Origin of the sequence: Agathobacter rectalis ATCC 33656 (assembly GCF_000020605.1) — a bacterium.
GTDB lineage: Bacteria > Bacillota > Clostridia > Lachnospirales > Lachnospiraceae > Roseburia > Roseburia rectalis.
This window is the reverse complement of record NC_012781.1, coordinates 102,441-118,853: the sequence shown is the minus strand read 5'-3', so window position 1 is coordinate 118,853 and position 16,413 is coordinate 102,441. Positions and strand designations below refer to the sequence as shown.

The 16,413-nt window shown below is 45.0% G+C and carries 19 protein-coding genes; 1 reads left to right on the top strand and 18 read right to left on the bottom strand.

Going from position 1 to position 16,413, the window contains the following annotated elements; translation table 11 throughout:
* Positions 1-79 precede the first annotated feature (79 nt).
* From atpG to EUBREC_RS00525, 11 genes are all read right to left on the bottom strand, one after another.
* Positions 80-940 carry an ATP synthase F1 subunit gamma gene (gene atpG, locus EUBREC_RS00575; RefSeq protein WP_012741049.1) on the bottom strand — a complete coding sequence of 287 codons (861 nt, stop codon included), beginning with the start codon at positions 938-940 and terminating at the stop codon, positions 80-82.
* A gap of 33 nt (positions 941-973) precedes the next feature.
* Complete coding sequence (gene atpA, locus EUBREC_RS00570) at positions 974-2,479, bottom strand: F0F1 ATP synthase subunit alpha (RefSeq protein ID WP_012741048.1); 1,506 nt, start codon at positions 2,477-2,479, stop codon at positions 974-976.
* Complete coding sequence (gene atpH / locus EUBREC_RS00565; RefSeq protein ID WP_012741047.1) at positions 2,476-3,042, bottom strand: ATP synthase F1 subunit delta; 567 nt, start codon at positions 3,040-3,042, stop codon at positions 2,476-2,478. Before atpH ends, atpA begins: the two co-directional genes overlap by 4 nt.
* Entirely contained in the window at positions 3,030-3,560 is a 531-nt protein-coding gene (gene atpF, locus EUBREC_RS00560) for a F0F1 ATP synthase subunit B (protein WP_012741046.1), read from the bottom strand. Before atpF ends, atpH begins: the two co-directional genes overlap by 13 nt.
* A 65-nt stretch (positions 3,561-3,625) precedes the next feature.
* Entirely contained in the window at positions 3,626-3,880 is a 255-nt protein-coding gene (gene atpE / locus EUBREC_RS00555) for an ATP synthase F0 subunit C (RefSeq protein WP_012741045.1), read from the bottom strand.
* A 33-nt stretch (positions 3,881-3,913) separates the two neighbouring features.
* Entirely contained in the window at positions 3,914-4,651 is a 738-nt protein-coding gene (atpB, locus tag EUBREC_RS00550; RefSeq protein ID WP_012741044.1) for a F0F1 ATP synthase subunit A, read from the bottom strand.
* Positions 4,652-4,690: 39 nt separating this feature from the next.
* Entirely contained in the window at positions 4,691-5,122 is a 432-nt protein-coding gene (locus EUBREC_RS00545; RefSeq protein WP_012741043.1) for a hypothetical protein, read from the bottom strand.
* A complete protein-coding gene (locus EUBREC_RS00540; RefSeq protein ID WP_012741042.1) occupies positions 5,103-5,429 on the bottom strand; it encodes an AtpZ/AtpI family protein in 327 nt (108 codons plus the stop codon). Before EUBREC_RS00540 ends, EUBREC_RS00545 begins: the two co-directional genes overlap by 20 nt.
* A 133-nt stretch (positions 5,430-5,562) precedes the next feature.
* A complete protein-coding gene (locus EUBREC_RS00535; protein WP_012741041.1) occupies positions 5,563-6,048 on the bottom strand; it encodes a deoxycytidylate deaminase in 486 nt (161 codons plus the stop codon).
* 105 nt (positions 6,049-6,153) lie between these two features.
* The gene (upp, locus tag EUBREC_RS00530) at positions 6,154-6,783 is read right to left on the bottom strand and encodes a uracil phosphoribosyltransferase (protein WP_012741040.1); all 630 of its coding nucleotides are present in this window, start codon (positions 6,781-6,783) and stop codon (positions 6,154-6,156) included.
* Positions 6,784-6,830: 47 nt separating this feature from the next.
* Entirely contained in the window at positions 6,831-8,339 is a 1,509-nt protein-coding gene (locus tag EUBREC_RS00525) for an L-threonylcarbamoyladenylate synthase (RefSeq protein ID WP_012741039.1), read from the bottom strand.
* 361 nt (positions 8,340-8,700) lie between these two features.
* On the opposite strand from EUBREC_RS00525, the gene EUBREC_RS00520 reads away from it, so the two are divergent.
* Positions 8,701-8,871 (top strand): DUF362 domain-containing protein, encoded by a 171-nt coding sequence (locus EUBREC_RS00520; RefSeq protein ID WP_015517610.1) that lies wholly within the window; start codon positions 8,701-8,703, stop codon positions 8,869-8,871.
* 146 nt (positions 8,872-9,017) lie between these two features.
* On the opposite strand, the gene EUBREC_RS00515 is transcribed toward EUBREC_RS00520, so the two are convergent.
* From EUBREC_RS00515 to EUBREC_RS00485, 7 genes are all read right to left on the bottom strand, one after another.
* Positions 9,018-9,734, bottom strand: coding sequence for a MerR family transcriptional regulator (locus EUBREC_RS00515; RefSeq protein WP_012741038.1), 717 nt, complete (start codon positions 9,732-9,734; stop codon positions 9,018-9,020).
* A 193-nt stretch (positions 9,735-9,927) separates the two neighbouring features.
* Positions 9,928-10,146, bottom strand: a complete 219-nt coding sequence (gene csrA, locus EUBREC_RS00510) for a carbon storage regulator CsrA (protein ID WP_012741037.1) — start codon at positions 10,144-10,146, stop codon at positions 9,928-9,930.
* 1 nt (position 10,147) lies between these two features.
* Positions 10,148-10,612, bottom strand: coding sequence for a flagellar assembly protein FliW (fliW, locus tag EUBREC_RS00505; RefSeq protein ID WP_012741036.1), 465 nt, complete (start codon positions 10,610-10,612; stop codon positions 10,148-10,150).
* Between the two features lie 69 nt (positions 10,613-10,681).
* Positions 10,682-12,214: a flagellin N-terminal helical domain-containing protein gene (locus EUBREC_RS00500; RefSeq protein ID WP_012741035.1), complete on the bottom strand. Its 1,533-nt coding sequence runs from the start codon at positions 12,212-12,214 to the stop codon at positions 10,682-10,684.
* A gap of 16 nt (positions 12,215-12,230) precedes the next feature.
* On the bottom strand, positions 12,231-14,084 hold the full coding sequence (gene flgK, locus EUBREC_RS00495; protein WP_012741034.1) for a flagellar hook-associated protein FlgK: 1,854 nt from the start codon (positions 14,082-14,084) through the stop codon (positions 12,231-12,233).
* Between the two features lie 41 nt (positions 14,085-14,125).
* Complete coding sequence (flgK, locus tag EUBREC_RS00490) at positions 14,126-15,835, bottom strand: flagellar hook-associated protein FlgK (RefSeq protein ID WP_012741033.1); 1,710 nt, start codon at positions 15,833-15,835, stop codon at positions 14,126-14,128.
* 23 nt (positions 15,836-15,858) lie between these two features.
* Positions 15,859-16,371 (bottom strand): flagellar protein FlgN, encoded by a 513-nt coding sequence (locus tag EUBREC_RS00485; RefSeq protein ID WP_012741032.1) that lies wholly within the window; start codon positions 16,369-16,371, stop codon positions 15,859-15,861.
* Between the last annotated feature and the right edge of the window lie 42 nt (positions 16,372-16,413).

The window sequence follows — 16,413 nt, the reverse complement described above, 5'->3', positions numbered from 1 at the left end:
TTAATTCATATGATACACTCGCCTTTTTGGCCATTCACAGACACACATGCCTGCCTTCCCATGACCGGATATGCATGTATCACTCTATCGCATTAGCTCCTGCAATTATCTCAGTAAGCTCCTGCGTGATTGAGCCCTGACGCGCTCTGTTATATTTCAATGTCAGATCACTGATCATATCCTCTGCATTGCTCGTAGCAGAATCCATCGCCTGCATTCTGGCTCCGTTTTCACTGGCAAATGACTCCACCAGTGCTCCGTAAAACAGGCTTGTCACATATTTTGGTATAATAAGCTCCAAAGCCTCCTCCGGATTCGGTTCAAAATTCATGAGAATATTGGAGTCCTCTTTCTCATCTGCCCCGCTCTCATCCAGCTCCACCGGCAAAAGCTTTATGAGCTTCGCCTCCTGTGTAACTGTGTTTTTGAAATGGGTATATGCGAGATAAATCTCCCCCACCTGACCGTCTGTAAATGCCTTTAACACTCTTTTGCAAAGTGCTGCCGCATCCTCGTAGGTCGGGTCCTCCATCATCTCCGATGCACTCTCTACTATATGATAGCCCTTTGACGTAAGCAGCTCCTCACCCTTTGCTCCCACAGCGTATATGTCAAGTTCTTCTTTTTTGAAGTCTCCGTGTGTGATGAGCTTTACTATATTGCCGTTGTATCCGCCTGCCAGTCCGCGGTTTGATGTCAAAACAACTACCGCCTTCCTTGGCGAATCACCGGCCTTTAAGTATGGGTGCTCCAGATTGCCGCTCTTTGCAAGCATCGAGCTTACTGTCCTGTACATATAGTTGAAATACGGATCTGTTGCCTCCGCATGTGCTCTCGCCTTTTGCAGCTTGACGGTAGAAACGAGCTTCATGGCCTTTGTGATCTGCTGAGTACTTGTAATACTGCTTTTTCTGCGCTTTATGTCTCGCATCGAAGCCATTTTACCACCTGCCTTCTACTAATATCCAACCGTCTAACGGAACTGCTTTTTGCATTCCTCGATTGCCTTTATAAGTGCCTGCTCCGTATCATCGTCCATCACCTTTTTCTCCCTGATTGCTTCAGGAATCTCAGGATATCTGGTATCAATGAAATCAAACAGCTCTGCCTCAAATCTTAAAATATCCTCGATTTTGATATCGATAAGATACTTCTTTGTCGCAGCGTATATTATGATAACCTGCTTCTCTACAGGCATCGGCTTGTACTGCGGCTGCTTTAAAATCTCCTTGATTCGTGCTCCCTGTGCGAGCTGCTCTGCTGTGCTTGCATCAAGCTCTGAGCCAAACTGTGAGAACGCTGCAAGCTCTCTGTACTGAGCCAGCTCTACTCGGATAGGTGCTGCAATCTTTTTCATTGCCTTTATCTGTGCCGAGCCTCCAACTCGTGAAACTGAAAGTCCGGCATTTATGGCAGGTCTGAAGCCCGCGTTGAACATCTCTGTCTCGAGATATATCTGACCGTCTGTGATTGAGATAACATTGGTCGGGATATATGCCGATACATCACCCGCCTGTGTCTCAATGATAGGAAGGGCTGTGAGTGAGCCTCCACCCAGCTTGTCTGACAGTCTCGCTGCTCTCTCCAGAAGCCTTGAATGGAGATAGAAAACATCTCCCGGATAAGCCTCTCGTCCGGGCGCTCTCTTTAAGAGGAGTGAAAGTGTACGGTATGCTGCTGCATGCTTACTCAGATCATCGTAAACTATGAGCACATCCTGTCCGTTTTCCATCCATTCCTCACCTATAGCGCAGCCTGAGTATGGTGCGATATACTGTAACGGTGCAAGCTCTGATGCTGTCGCAGCCACTACTGTCGTGTAGCTCATGGCTCCGAACTCCTCGAGCTCATTTACTATGGATGCAACCGTAGAAGCCTTCTGACCGATAGCTACATAGATACATTTCACACCCTGTCCCTTCTGGTTGATGATGGTATCTATCGCGATAGCCGTCTTTCCGGTCTGTCTGTCTCCGATAATAAGCTCTCTTTGTCCTCGTCCGATAGGAACCATTGAGTCAATAGCCTTTATACCGGTCTGAAGCGGTGTATCTACTGACTTTCTCGAGATAACTCCCGATGCTACTCTCTCTATCTGACGATATTTGTCCGACTGGATAGGTCCCTTTCCGTCGATTGGCTGTCCGAGCGCATTTACTACTCGGCCGAGCATCGCATCGCCTACCGGCACCTCTACCACTCGTCCTGTGGTCTTAACTGTATCTCCCTCGTTGATATTGCGCTGCTGTCCAAGTAAAACAGCACCGACATTGTCCTCCTCGAGGTTTAATACCATTCCATATACTTCCCCTGGAAATTCCAAAAGCTCTCCCTGCATCGCATTCTCAAGACCATGAATACGTGCGATTCCGTCTGCCACCTGAATGACTGTTCCTACATCAGCGACTTCGAGCTGGGAAGCGTATCTTTTAATCTGCTCCTTTATTACTGAGCTGATTTCTTCCGGCTTTAGATTCATGGAGCGCATTCACCTACTTTCAATTGTATTTTTGTCAAATCGCGGGTGAGTCTTTCTAATCTGCTGCTGACAGATGAATCCACCACTCTGTCCCCGATTCTGATTTTCATACCGCCTATGAGCGCGGTATCCACCTCAAAATGCATCTCAAATTTCACGTATTTTGTCGTGTCAAGAAGTCGTTTCTCCACAGCAAGCTTCTGCTCCTTTGACAACTCAAATGCAGATGTGACGTATGCTGTTCCGATATTTTGGTACTCCTTGACTCTGTCAAGAAAGTAGTCGAAGACTAAGGTAAGCTCTTTGTAGTGATTCTTTTCTATAATCATCCTCATAAGCCCTACCAGCTCCGCTGAAACTCTTCCCCCAAATATTTCTTCGATGATTCTGACCTTTTCTTCTTTATCAATCTGCGGATGATCCATCAGCTTTGAGAGGTCATCATTTGCAGCAATGATTTCCTTTACTGCTGTTACCTCGTCAGACAGGCTTGATAGCCTGTTATCCTCAAGGGCAGCCTCAAACAATGCATCACCGTATACCTTAGATACTAGCTTAGCCATGTTGATTCTCCCATTTCCTTAAGTGTCTCTTCAACGAGTGTATCCTGAATGTCTGTGGTGATCGAAGCTGCGACAGCCTTTTGTGCCATAAGCGATGCTATCTGTATCATCTCCTGCTTCATATCATCCATGGCATGCTTCTTCTCAAGCTCTGCCTCTTCTCTGGCTCTCTTTATGATGCGAGAAGCCTCTTCCTTTGCATCATCCACAATCTTGTTCTGGTTTTTAAGCGCCTTCTGTCTCGCATCTGTGAGAATAGCCTCGGCCTCTTTATCAATATCCTTAAGCTTTCCCTCGTACTCTGCCTTTAGTGCTGCGGCACTTTCCTTGTCAGCAATAGCTGTGTTTATATCGCTTTCTATCCTGTCCTGCCTGTCCTTTAACATCTTCCTTGCAGGGTTGAAAAGCAGATACGACATCAGCATGAAAAGGAAAAATACTGCAACTGCCAAAAGTACTGTATCAAAGAGCAACTGCGCATCCAGATTAAACAAAAATGTATATCCCTGTGCTAACAACTTTTACTCTCCTTTCCGTTGGCTGTATCGCCGCACGGTAATCCTCTGCGGCAAACCGTAATATACTATCCGAGCGGATGAACGAAAAGTAAAAGTAATGCAACAACGAGACCATAAAGACCTGTTGTCTCTGCAACCGCCTGTCCTAAAAGCATGGTTGACATAATCTGTCCTCTTGCTCCCGGATTACGTCCTACGGCAGCTGCACCATGTCCTGCTGCGATACCCTGTCCAACACCAGGTCCGATTCCGGCGATAACTGCCAAACCTGCACCGATTGCTGAGCATGCTCTGATTAAATCCTGTCCATTGATATCCATAATTGAATCCTCCTAAAAATACATCTTATAGTTTTACTCATCCGTCTCACATGCCTGTGTAACGTATGTCATTGTCAGCATACAGAATACATATGTCTGAATTGCTCCTGAGAACAAATCAAAGTATACATGCAGTACTGACGGCCACGCTATGGCTATAAACCTTAGCAGACCATATACCAGCGCCATGATAACAGTTCCTGACAACACATTGGCGAACAAACGCAATGATAATGAGATAGGAATTGCAATCTCACTGATAATGTTGATTGGCGCCCATATAGGCAGCCACGGCGGCAGTGGTGAACACATACCGGTCCAGATATCCTTTGCGCTTTGATGCTTAGCCTTATTGAATCTGATCATGAAAAATGTAATAAGTGCAAGCGCCAGTGTGGTTCCGTAGTCGGCTGTCGGTGGTCTTAAGCCAAACAAGCCTGAGATATTACTCATCAGTATAAATATAAAAATCGTACTGATGTAGTTTACAAACCTCGGAGCCCACTTACCCATGGTTCCCTCAACCATCTTGTCGAGCATCTCTACGATAAGCTCGATGATATTCTGAAAGCCGTCCGGTACTTCCTTTGCTTTTTTAAGCTTCCTGTTTGCCACTATAGCGAATATGACCATAATGGCCATCACTATGAGGATACAGGCATGCGATGTGGTAATCCAGACCTCCTGACCGAATACCTTTATCGAAAAAATACCATGGATCATAAAGTCGATATTGTCTGCGTTACTTTCCAGTAAAATCGCCTGATTCACATTATCACCTCCTCCTTATTAAGTTTACCTGCTGTTTTGCTACTCTGTCTCCATTTCGCCGGCGGAAGATGCATCACTTCTCCCGGAAAATCTGTCTGTCACCTTCATAAATAAAGGCTGTAAATACGCTGAAATCTTGAGTCCCAGCATACCGACAAAGGCCATTATCAGATTTCCAAAATCAAATAGTCCCAATATAAATAACAGGACCGCAACAACAATATACCTTAAAAGTGATTTTGCTACGATCCTGCGATTGGCATCCTTTTGTCCATATATGGCGGTCGCGTCATATATGACTGTGGCGATATTGACAGCTATACCAACAGCTATCGCTATCCCATACCATAAGCCGATAGAATATGAAATTTTGTCTGTGACAAACCATACCCCAATAAGCTGCACAACAATCCCGTAAAAAACTATCCCAAATACAAGTCCCGGCAATGCGTCATTTATTCTTTTTAACATCCTTCTCTACCCTGCTAATACTGTCTGATATCTCTGTTTCCGTAGTACTCTGCCTGCCCGGTGTCTGTCTGACGGCTCTGCCATCATCCTCCGGCTTCAGGAATTTTTGAACCATGCGGTATATATTGTTTGCCCCCGCAAATGCTCCAAGGAAAAACAATGGAACAGTTACCCAGTCCGCTCCGGTCTTTTTCCCAATCCACACACCGGCCAGTGTGCAGAGAAATATCGGCACAATCATGTTGATTCCAAACTGGAAAACCATGATAAGTGCATTCATTACCTCTTTCTTATTATCTCTTTTCATATACAAATTATTATATCATTTTTATTGCTTTTGTCTACATTTTTATGTGTAAAATGCATAAAAAATAAATGTGTTTCATGTCAAATCACGTCAATTTGACACAACAATTGCAGTATTATCACTTTTTCGGCGATTACAGCACAAGCGTCACCTCACGGTCAGTGTGCTCATACCTGCGAATTGTAACCCCCGCTGCCCTAAGCATCCTCTTTGAAGCTGTCACGCTGGCCGTGCCCTCGTATTTGTCACAGTCGTAGACTACTTCCCTGATGCCGGACTGTATGATTGCCTTAGCGCACTCATTGCACGGAAACAATGTGACATATATGGTCGCTCCCTCAAGGCTTCCGCCCCTGTAGTTTAAGATGGCATTGAGCTCGCTGTGTGTAGAATAGAAATACTTGTTATCCTCTCCCTCTCTGGCCCAGGTGAACTCATCATCTGAGCAGCCAAGAGGAAAGCCGTTATAGCCCATGGAGAGTATCTTGTGCTCCGGGTCCACTATGCACGCCCCCACCTGGGTATTCGGATCCTTCGAGCGCATGCCTGAAAGCATCGCTATGCCCATAAAATACTCATCCCATGAGATATAATCCTTTCTCTTTTCCGAAGCTCCCATATATACACCTCCATTCAATATGGTCTATCACACTGTCTGTTACTTTACAGTTTTATATCACTGTTTACACCTCAGGGCAACCTGCAGCTATTATCATCATTATTATTACTTGGTTCCGAAAATTCTGTCTCCTGCATCTCCGAGTCCCGGCACAATATATTTGTGCTCATTGAGATGATCATCGAGCGCTCCTATATATACATCCACATCAGGATGTGCCTCTGTGAGTCTCTTTACTCCCTCAGGAGCTGCAATTATGCACATAAAGTGGATGTTTTTCACACCGCGCTTTTTGAGCATATCAAGCGCTGCAACTGCTGAACCACCTGTTGCGAGCATCGGATCTACCACAAATACCTCTCTATTTGCGCAGTCTGCCGGAAGCTTGCAATAGTACTCGATAGGCTCTGCTGTCTCCGGGTCACGATACATGCCGATGTGTCCAACCTTTGCGGCAGGGATGAGCTCAAGCATGCCCTCCACCATACCAAGTCCGGCTCTTAAGATAGGAACAACTGCAAGCTTTTTGCCCTTTAATTCCTTTACAGTGGCCTTACAGATAGGAGTCTCAATCTCCACATCTGTAAGCTCCAGATCTCTTGTTGCCTCGTAGCACTCAAGCATCGCAACCTCGCTGACGAGTGTTCTGAAATCCTTTGAACCTGTGTCGGTTCTTCTCATAATTCCAATCTTGTGCTGAATAAGCGGATGATCCATAACTACTACCTTACCCATAATATTTGTTCTCCTTTGTCTTATATTGTGTTATATTTGTTTGTCTTTTATGTATTTGCATTTAAGAGCTTTACCAGCTTCTTAAGCGTAGCCCTAAGGCTTTCATAGCACAGTCCGTAGCTTTGAAGTGTGCCACCGTAAGGATCCAGTATCTCAAGCTCATCGCCCACATACTGCGAAAGCACAAAGACCTGCTCCGGGTCGATATCGGCAAAGCTTTCTATAATGCGCTCGCGCTGTGATGACTCCATAGTAAATACCATAGTACTCTCCGTGATATCCGATTCCTCAAGCTGCGTTGACACCATGCCCTCCGTGGAAATACCATTGCTTATGAGCACTGCCTCTGCCTTCTGATTGACCGGCTCCGGAAACTGGACAACAAGTCCTCTCGCCTCAATCTCCATCGGCACCTTGAGTACAAAGTCGTTCATGATGCCCTTTGCCATCTGTTCCCTGCATGTGCCGGTCTGTGCGACAAAAATGATTTTGTCATACTTCACATGTGTGTCTATCACCTGATGGCCTGCCGCCTTTAGCATACGGTTCATGATGGCCTGTCCTATACGCGGTGTGGAGAAGCTCTCCGAGAAAATCACATCCACATCGAGCTCATCACAGTCCCTTAATATACGGTAAAGCTCATGCGCTATCGAATCCTCATCCGCCCTGCTTCCCATCGACAGGACAACATCTGCATCGTAAAACTGCTTTGTCTCCTCTGTTGCGATGACTGCTATCTTTTTGCCATCATCCCTGTGCGAAGCCACAAGCTCATTTATCTTTGCAATCACATGCTTTCTGGTACCGTCCACGATAACCATGTCAGCCTTTGGCGCATAGTGCTTGTACTTCATGCCTGGGGCCTTGGGCTTTCTCGTGTCATCTGCCGCTATGATTCCCGGATCTATGATAACCTCTTTGCCTAATACCTTTGAAAGCATCTGTGGTGTAATATAGCCCGGACGCAGCACCATAGGTGTATCCTCTGTCAGGTCAATGATGGTGGACTCTATACCTATGCCAACCGGTCCTCCGTCTATAATCATGGCTATTTTGCCGCTTAGATCCTCAGCCACATGTGCAGCCTCTGTAGGGCTAGGTCTGCCGGATGTATTGGCGCTTGGCGCCGCGATAAGGCAGCCGCTTCTTCTTATAAGATCTAGCGCTATAGGATGATTCGGCATGCGCACAGCTACCGTGTCCATGCCGCCTGTTGTGGCATAAGGCACTGCATCGCCCTTCTCCACTATCATGGTAAGAGGTCCCGGCCAGAAAGCATCCGAAAGCTTCCTTGCATCCTCCGGCACTGTCTTTGCGATGCGCTCCAAATCCGAAAAATCTGATATGTGTACGATAAGCGGATTGTCCGACGGACGCCCCTTTGCACTGTATATCTTCTTTGATGCCTCCGGATCTAAAGCATCACCGCCAAGCCCATACACTGTCTCTGTCGGAAACGCTACAAGCTCACCGGCTGCAATCAAATCACCTGCCTCCTGCATGAGCTTATGGTCTAAATTGTCCTGATCTATTTTTATAATTTTTGTTTCCATTTTATATCCTCACCGCACATACTACAGTAATATACCATGTGCAAACACCAGTTTTTCTAAATAATCATGTGTTTTTATTGTAACACTTCAGAGCTACCTCGAGAGCAGGAAAATCTGCTGCTTACATGTAAACATGACGTATCAGCTTTTGTTCTCGGAGGTTCTAAATTGTTTTCTATTTATTATACAATAGTAACAATAGCATTTCAAGTTTTACTGAATATTTGGTAATTTTTATATAAGATTGTGTAAAAGTAAGTACAATTTTATTTGGCATTGCATTATTCTGTGTTTTGTACTACAATGCAGATAAGCCAATAACGGCGAATAATGATCATTATTTTATAAGGAGGATTTCATTATGGCATACGTAATTTCTGATTCATGCGTTAGCTGTGGTACATGTGCTGGTGAGTGCCCAGTAGGAGCTATCTCTGCTGGTGATTCACAGTACGTAATCGATGCAGATTCTTGTCTCGATTGTGGTACATGTGCTGGTGTTTGCCCAACTGGAGCAATCAGCCAGGGCTAATTTTTAGCATACTGTAAGAAATAAAGACGACCTGTTATGGGTCGTCTTTTTTTGTGTTGTAATCGTCTTTGTATTGTAATCAATTTTATGCTGTAAGCGTTTTTTGCAGTAACTATTTTTATAGTGTAAGCGTTGTCATGCATGCTCTACAGTCTCACCGGATTAAGCTCATGCGTATGCGTCTTGTCGCGCCCCTTCTTTCCCTTGGTGTCTGCAGCGCTTATTTTTGTATCTGCAGGCATGTCAGCGTTCCTTTTCCTTGAAAAAAGCCCCTTTCTACGCAGATTTCCGCGTATGGCAGCGTCCAGCTTTTTATATCTCTCCTCCTGCGCAATATCCTGTTCGCGCATCAGATAGTTCATTTCCTTTAATATCCGCTCCTGCACCTCAGTGGATATCTGCTGACTCAGCTCCTCATTGTTCAGTGCTATGGCTCTCCCCACGATATTGCTCATCAGCTCGCGAAACTCATCCATACGCTCATCTGCCGTGCGGCTTCGATATGTATGATTGTATCCCGGCAGTTCATCGTGATATGCCGGATTATACCCTGACATCTCCTGTTTTGCCGCCTGATTTGTGATATTCGTGTAATTTACAGGTTGCACGGATTTTTCCATAGCCGCAGGATTCGGTGGATTTAACGGCTCACCCGGTGCATCCGAATGAAGCATATCACGGATTGCGCGAAGCTGATACCCCTTCTCCTTAAGCTCCTTTATCCTCAAAAACTGTTTTATATTGTCTCTCGTATAGTATCTGTGACCAAGTTCATTTCTAGGCACATCAAGTCCCAGCTCATCCTCCCAGTAACGCAACACATGAGTCTCCACATCCACGGCAGCTGCCGCATCGGAAATCATGTAACGTACTTTCTCCAAATTGAAGTCCTCCTGTCTGAAATTATATTTTATTCGCTATACGCTTTTGGCACATCGAAAAGAACCAGCACTGCGAAAAAGTTATATCGCTGTACTGGTTCAATTATAGCCTTGATAGAACTCTCATTCAATTGGTTTCGGTCGCAACTTTCGACATATAACTCTCTGTCTTAAGCTATCCAAACAGCTCCTTGAGAGCCTGTGCATTCTGTGCATCCGCAGATTTCCTGTTCTCCTGCTGTATCTGCGTATAAACCTCCTTGCGGTAAATCGGCACCTCCTTCGGTGCACTTACACCGAGCTTAATCTGGTCGCCTCTGATTTCCAGAATAGTAATCTCGATGTCATTATTAATCACCAGAGATTCACCCTTTTTTCTTGTAAGAGCCAGCATACTATTCACCCGCCCTTTCTTTTTTCCCTTTTATGATGTCATAAATCGGGAAGTGCACCTTGTAGTCATCCTCAACTATAAGCTGTGCTGCTTTGTTGCTGTCGGTATTGACCACAATAGGAGCCTTTAAATTGCAGGCAATCTTTGTGATGTCGCTAGGCACATTTACAGTGACGATCACATACATATTCTCCTCATTCAGATCTCCAAGAGGTGCAAGAAGCTCCTCGTTGACCGTTGGCTTGTAGTCCGGCATGATGATATCCGGTGTCATGACAGGAAATGCAATGTCTCCATCATCCATCGATTGAAGCCACATGATAGACTTCTTATCATTCTCCTTCTCCGAATTGTATATCAGAGTGTAGTTTTTCAGCTCCGAAAAGCCTATCATCCCTTTCTCCATTGTGATGATTTTGTCCTGTGGGATGTCAATTTCCCCAAATATTCTCGTTTTTGCCCTCATGGCTTCCTCCTTTTCGCCCGCTCCGCGAGCGTTATATAATCCGGTAGCTGTGTACCGTTTTTAAAATCCTTACAGATAATCAAGCAATGTCTGTGAGTTTGCCTTTGATGCCGCTGTCAGACTGGACTGATATGCATTGTACATAGCGTAAAAATCAATGATTATATCAGAAATATCCCTATCCTCATTGGTCGATTTAAGCTCCTCTATGGTCGTCTGCTGCTCCTCAACTCTGTTCTTGATGAGAGTGAGGCGGCTCTTTGTGCTTCCCGAATTGGTGAGTGCCAGATTTACCTTATTCAAATGATCATCAAAGCGTGTGATGTACTGGCTGTAGGTCTTTTGCAAATTGTTGTCGGCATAGTCAGCCTCCTGCTCTGCAGCCTCTAAATATGTCTTAAGCTTTGCCTGTGAATCCTTGTCAGAGTACTGCTGTTGCTGCATCATCTTCTTTATCTGTGAGACCTTGTCGTGAGCATTGACAGCATTCTGCACTACATCAATCAACTCATCCACATCGCGCTTGATGCCTGTATCCATGACGTCCTTCGCCTGTGTATTGACAGTGATATCGGTGCTGTTTGCCACTGTGTCTTTGATTTCCTGACTTGAAAACTTAAAATCCACTACCTTTGATGGATCGGAGTATATGATATCTCCTGCTGCATCATGAGGTACATTGCCACCTGCATCGAGTGTCACAGCGTTTGTAATATCCTTGCAGTTGTAATAATACTCAGGTCTCGCATCACTGCTGTCAAAGCCTGTCTTTACATATGTGACAGACAGCTTCTTTTCATTATTCTTAATTGAAGCAGCTACATTTTTACCAAAAACAAATTCACCGGTTTCCTGTATATATGCCGTATCATCAGCAGAGAGCTTTGATGGGTCAAAATCAGACACACTCTTGTATACAGTATAATCTGTGCCCTGTGTCAGCTCTTTTCCATCGATAGAAAGCTTCACATCGTCTGTCGTATTACCGTAACCCAGACGGATTCTCTGGAAGCTGTGCTCTGTGACATCTGTGGCACAGTCAGGTGTTGCCGCATTTATACTATTGGGAACAGTCACGCCATTTGTATAATACCGCTTCTCTGACAAATCAGCGGCAGAAAACTCCTGTGTTATCTGATATGTGCTCTTTGTGTCCTTCTGGAATGTGAGCTTTGATGATGTGCGGTAGCCCGTAAATACCGTTCTTCCTGCGTAGTCTGCATTGCCCTCTGTATACACCTGCTCTGACAGCGCTGTAAGCTGCTGTAATATAGTGTTTCTGTCATCAGCTGTGAGCGTATCTGTAGAGCCGTTTACACACTGTGTACGGATATCTGTGAGGAGTGATTTCATGTTGCTAAGGGCTGTCTCTGTGACATCCATCCACGAAGAAGCATCCGGGATATTGTTGTCCTTGTACTGGTCAAGATGCGACAGGCTGGTCGACAAGCGAAGCGATCTGATTGCGATAACCGGATCCTCTGATGCCTTGGATATCTTCTTTTGAGTAGTCATCTGGGTATTGTATTTGTCCACCAAAACCTTTGTTGAATTGATATTTGTCTTGGTATTTCCCATTATCATATTGTTTGTGATTCTCATATTATGCCTCCCGCTTCTATGCCACGCCCGTATCGTTTATGAGCTTATCAAGCATCTGGTTCATAACCGATATGATTTTAGATGCCATATTGTATGAATACTGGAACTTCACGAGGTTTAATGCCTCCTCATCCTCATCCACACCTGATACCGATGTTCTTTGGTTTGCAATAGTCTGCTCCAGATTGCTATAGAGCTTGTTGTAGGTCTCTGCCTTTTCCGTATCCACTGACACATTGGAGATGATTGTCTCAAGGAATGATTCCGCTTTATCGCCTCTGTATACTGTTTTCTCCGACTGCAGCTTCTTTAACTCATCAACTATATCACATGAATCTGTCTTGACATAGTCTGTGGAAGTCGCAAAAAGCGATACATCGTTCATCACATCCTTGTTTACGGAGAAATTGGCCGCTGTCATCCTGTAATACGTGTTGGAGCTGCTGTTTATTGTGGCAGTCTGTCCATCAGGCAGCTTGCTGTAAGCCTCTGATTCCGAGAAATCATATACCTTGGCTGTGTTTGTGATTGCTTCAAAAAATGTAGGTGGTGTATCCCCATTCAGATTCTGTCCTTTGCTCTCTATCTGATTGAACATCTCTGAAAAATTTCTGACAAACTCATTGAGCTGTGTCATATAGTAAGGGATTCCCCTCGCATTTATTGCAGAGCCCGCATTTAAAAGATATCCCTCTGCCACAGTCTTTTCAGGGTCTGCTATGGCCTTGTCCTTGCTCAGATTAAATGTTACAGACTTGATATTGCCCTGTGCATCCACCTGTGCCTCCCAGCTGTCATAGCTGTAACTGATATTATTTACAGTGATTTTGCCGTCCTTGTCCGGCAGATTGAGTGATTTTATATTGTCTATTGATGTATTCTCCACTGTGAGCGAATACGAATCAGCCTTTGTGACCTTACCCTTGAAATTCTCCAGATTATCACCGTCTCTCACCTCAAAGAGAGCTTTCAGGCTTCCCCCTGCGGTTCCAGCTGTCGCGGAAAACTCCATCTTAGTATCTTCCCAGTATATCTTGTACATATCATCGTTGTCTGTCTGATTGTTTTTCGTCTTTGACGACTCACAGATGAGCTTTCGGTAATCCTTGCCCTCCACAACCTTCTCTCCATTTATATAGAGCGAGAAATTTGTGCCGCCCAGGTTGTCTCCATTGGTGTTTTGCACCTCTGTCTCGTTGTAAGATACATTAACAATCTTGGACAGGCTGTCGATGAGATTCGCCCTCTCATCCCTAAGTGAGCTGGCCTCGACACCGGTTCCTGTCTCTATCTGGTTAATCTCCTTATTTAACAGTGAAATTTTCTCACTGATTGAATTGATTTTGTCTACGTTGTTTCTGATTTCTTCGTTGCAGTCATCCTGCAGCTTTGAGAGATTGTCACTCATCTGGTTGAAATATGTACAAAGACTCTGCGCGCTGCTGATAAACTGATTTCTCACTGTCTTGTCGGACGGCTTACTGCGCAGTGTATCAAGGTCTGAAAACATCTGTGAAAAAACACTCGAAAAGCCCTTAACCGATGAGCCGTTATCCTTAAAGTAGTTCTGAATCTGTTCCATGTAATACAGCTTCTGCTCATAGCGTCCATAGCAGGAATTGTTTTCCCAGTATTTATTGTCGTAGTACAGGTCACGCTGCTGTTTGATTGAGGTGACTGTAACACCTGTGCCGACGCTTCCGTAGCGGGCTGTGACATTTATGGCATCCTTTGCCTGCAGGGTAGCCTCCTGCCTGGTGTATCCGGTCGTCTTGACATTGGCTATGTTGTTGGCTGTTGTATTGGTCGCTACCTGAAATGAGCTCAGAGCACTCGACCCTATATGTAATCCAAAAAATGTTGAAGCCATACTGACTCCTCCTGTTCATACTCTCTTGTCGTATCCTAAAACTATATGAGCTGTACTATGAGCTCCGTCATCTGGCTGATTACAGTGATAAAACGGCTTGATGCGTTGTATGCTGACTGATACTTGATCATGTTTGTCAGCTCCTCGTCACTCGACACACCCATTATCTGGTTTCTCTGGTTGTCTATGGCCGCTGCTGTCGATGTCATAGTGTCTGATGACGCCTTATATATGCTGCCGTTTGTTCCGAGATGCGAGATTATCTTGTCATAGTATCCCTCAAAATTGCACTTTGACGTATCCTTTGGGTTGATGTATAGATTCTCTGCTGACCATGCCTTTGTAATCTGGTCTGCAAGACCATAATTTGCGGATCCGTCCTGCTTGTATGACGGCATCAGTGTCACCTGTGCCGCAAGCTTTGGATTTACTGAAACATTTCCAAGCTTGTACCATGATGAGTTGTTAGCCTTTGTCTCATCATTGTATACATAAAACTGTTTGCCATCTATTTCCATCTGCGTGTAACGGTCATATCCTTCTCTTGCAAAGAGCTCATGCGGTGGCAGGCTGCCATCAGCTCCTACCGAGCAGTTTGCCGTATCCAAAACCGTGTATGTGGTACCGTCTGCCGCTGTGTATGTGGTATTCGGACAAAATATATCGTTCATGGCCATCATGATGTTTCGCGCCAGATATGATATCTCGGCCTGTGTCTCCATGACCACATTGTCCTCCACCCTACTGTAATTCTCCTCGCTCATGAAATCATAGGTGCCATACTCCGAGCCTCTTGATACAAGGAGTGCCTTCAGGCTTCCTATATCATTATTCAGGCTGGTTGCTATGTTGGTGGTCTGCGTGCAGCCGACTCTTTCAGCCAGCGCTGACGGCAGCGCAACATCGCTAAACACCGGCATATAGCTCTCCTGTGTAGTAATATGAGGCCAGTAAGGTGTATAAAAGCCTGTACCCTTTTCCTCGGTGAGGCCTATATGGTTGCACTTGTTATCCTGTACAAACTGCTGTCCCTCGAGCTTGATACGCACGTAGCCTGTGGAATCCTCCTCAGCCTCTATCTTAGCGTAACCTGCGAGCTCATCAATCAGACTGTCCCTGGCATCGCGCGCTGTCATGGCAGTCTCTACACCGCCTGACTCTGTCTTTTGAATCTCAAGGTTGAGCGCATAAATCTTGTCACCGATTTCGTTAATTCTGTCAACCTGGTCTTTAATTTGTAAGTTGATATTTGACTGGTATTTCTGAAGATCAGAATAAACCGTATTGCATCTGGTCAGAAAAAGCTCGCTCTTTTGGATGATAAGGTTCTGATTCGTCGAATTCGTCGGATCCTTGCCATACTCCTGAAAAGCCTGCCATAGCTCTGATATACTCTCCTTAAACTCAGCACCGTTCATCTCCTGCATGATATCCTCAACATATGATGTGGTGCTGTAAAGTGTCGAGTAAAAGCCCTTTCGACCATTCTCCTGCCTATACGATTTATCTAAGAATATATCCCTGACATGTGCCACATCCGATACGGAAACACCCAGTCCGCTCTGCTGGATGTTGGTGCCCGCTGTAGGGTTATTTCTGGTGATATAATGTTTATCTGAAAATCTTACCTGCTGTCGCACATAGCCTGTCGTATTGACATTGGCCATGTTGTTTGCTGTTGTATTAAGAGCATTCTGCGAGTTTTTAAGTCCGGAACTGCCTACGTAAAAACTTCCGAATCCATTTGCCATGTCCCTGTCCTCCCGGTTAATGATTATTGCTTTGCATCAAAACCGCTGCTGCCTAAGATATCGCCTGTGTTATATGCATTTCTGTCATAATTGGCGGTCTCCGGCGCCTGTTTCATGCTCTTGAACAGGGTGATGTCAAACTCTGTAAGCTCTATTGCCTGAGCAAGTAATTGTGAGTTTAAATCGTTGATTTCTTTCATCTGTGCAGCTGCTTCAATCAGACTGTCGCGCGCTGCCGTAAGCTTCGCCTGAATATCCGGCTGTGTGCCGAGATATCCAATCAGCCTTGTGACTGTCATCTTCTCATCTGATTTGCCCAGTACATTGGCAATATCTGTGAGAAGTGAAACCTGCTTATTGCTCATAATAAGAAGCTCATCGCCTGCCTGCTGATCCAAATCAGTCAGTGCTTCAAGCGCAGGGATATCGGCATCTATGATTATCTGACGTTTCTTCTCCCCGTTTGCAGCGAGTGTTCTGTATACTTTTTCTTCCTCTGTGAGCACATTTATAAGCTCTTCCACTAAACTAGCCACTATAAAATCCTCTTTTACCTTTGATATATGATATGATTATCA

Coding starts and splice junctions, on each gene's coding strand:
- flgK (WP_012741033.1), bottom strand. CDS start 15,835: ATGGCAAATGGATTCGGAAGTTTTTACGTAGGCAGTTCCGGACTTAAA.
- atpG (WP_012741049.1), bottom strand. CDS start 940: ATGGCTTCGATGCGAGACATAAAGCGCAGAAAAAGCAGTATTACAAGT.
- atpA (WP_012741048.1), bottom strand. CDS start 2,479: ATGAATCTAAAGCCGGAAGAAATCAGCTCAGTAATAAAGGAGCAGATT.
- EUBREC_RS00545 (WP_012741043.1), bottom strand. CDS start 5,122: ATGTTAAAAAGAATAAATGACGCATTGCCGGGACTTGTATTTGGGATA.
- atpE (WP_012741045.1), bottom strand. CDS start 3,880: ATGGATATCAATGGACAGGATTTAATCAGAGCATGCTCAGCAATCGGT.
- EUBREC_RS00515 (WP_012741038.1), bottom strand. CDS start 9,734: ATGATTTCCGATGCGGCAGCTGCCGTGGATGTGGAGACTCATGTGTTG.
- upp (WP_012741040.1), bottom strand. CDS start 6,783: ATGGGTAAGGTAGTAGTTATGGATCATCCGCTTATTCAGCACAAGATT.
- flgK (WP_012741034.1), bottom strand. CDS start 14,084: ATGGCTTCAACATTTTTTGGATTACATATAGGGTCGAGTGCTCTGAGC.
- EUBREC_RS00540 (WP_012741042.1), bottom strand. CDS start 5,429: ATGAAAAGAGATAATAAGAAAGAGGTAATGAATGCACTTATCATGGTT.
- EUBREC_RS00535 (WP_012741041.1), bottom strand. CDS start 6,048: ATGGGAGCTTCGGAAAAGAGAAAGGATTATATCTCATGGGATGAGTAT.
- EUBREC_RS00500 (WP_012741035.1), bottom strand. CDS start 12,214: ATGAGAATCACAAACAATATGATAATGGGAAATACCAAGACAAATATC.
- atpH (WP_012741047.1), bottom strand. CDS start 3,042: ATGGCTAAGCTAGTATCTAAGGTATACGGTGATGCATTGTTTGAGGCT.
- EUBREC_RS00525 (WP_012741039.1), bottom strand. CDS start 8,339: ATGGAAACAAAAATTATAAAAATAGATCAGGACAATTTAGACCATAAG.
- fliW (WP_012741036.1), bottom strand. CDS start 10,612: ATGAGGGCAAAAACGAGAATATTTGGGGAAATTGACATCCCACAGGAC.
- csrA (WP_012741037.1), bottom strand. CDS start 10,146: ATGCTGGCTCTTACAAGAAAAAAGGGTGAATCTCTGGTGATTAATAAT.
- EUBREC_RS00520 (WP_015517610.1), top strand. CDS start 8,701: ATGGCATACGTAATTTCTGATTCATGCGTTAGCTGTGGTACATGTGCT.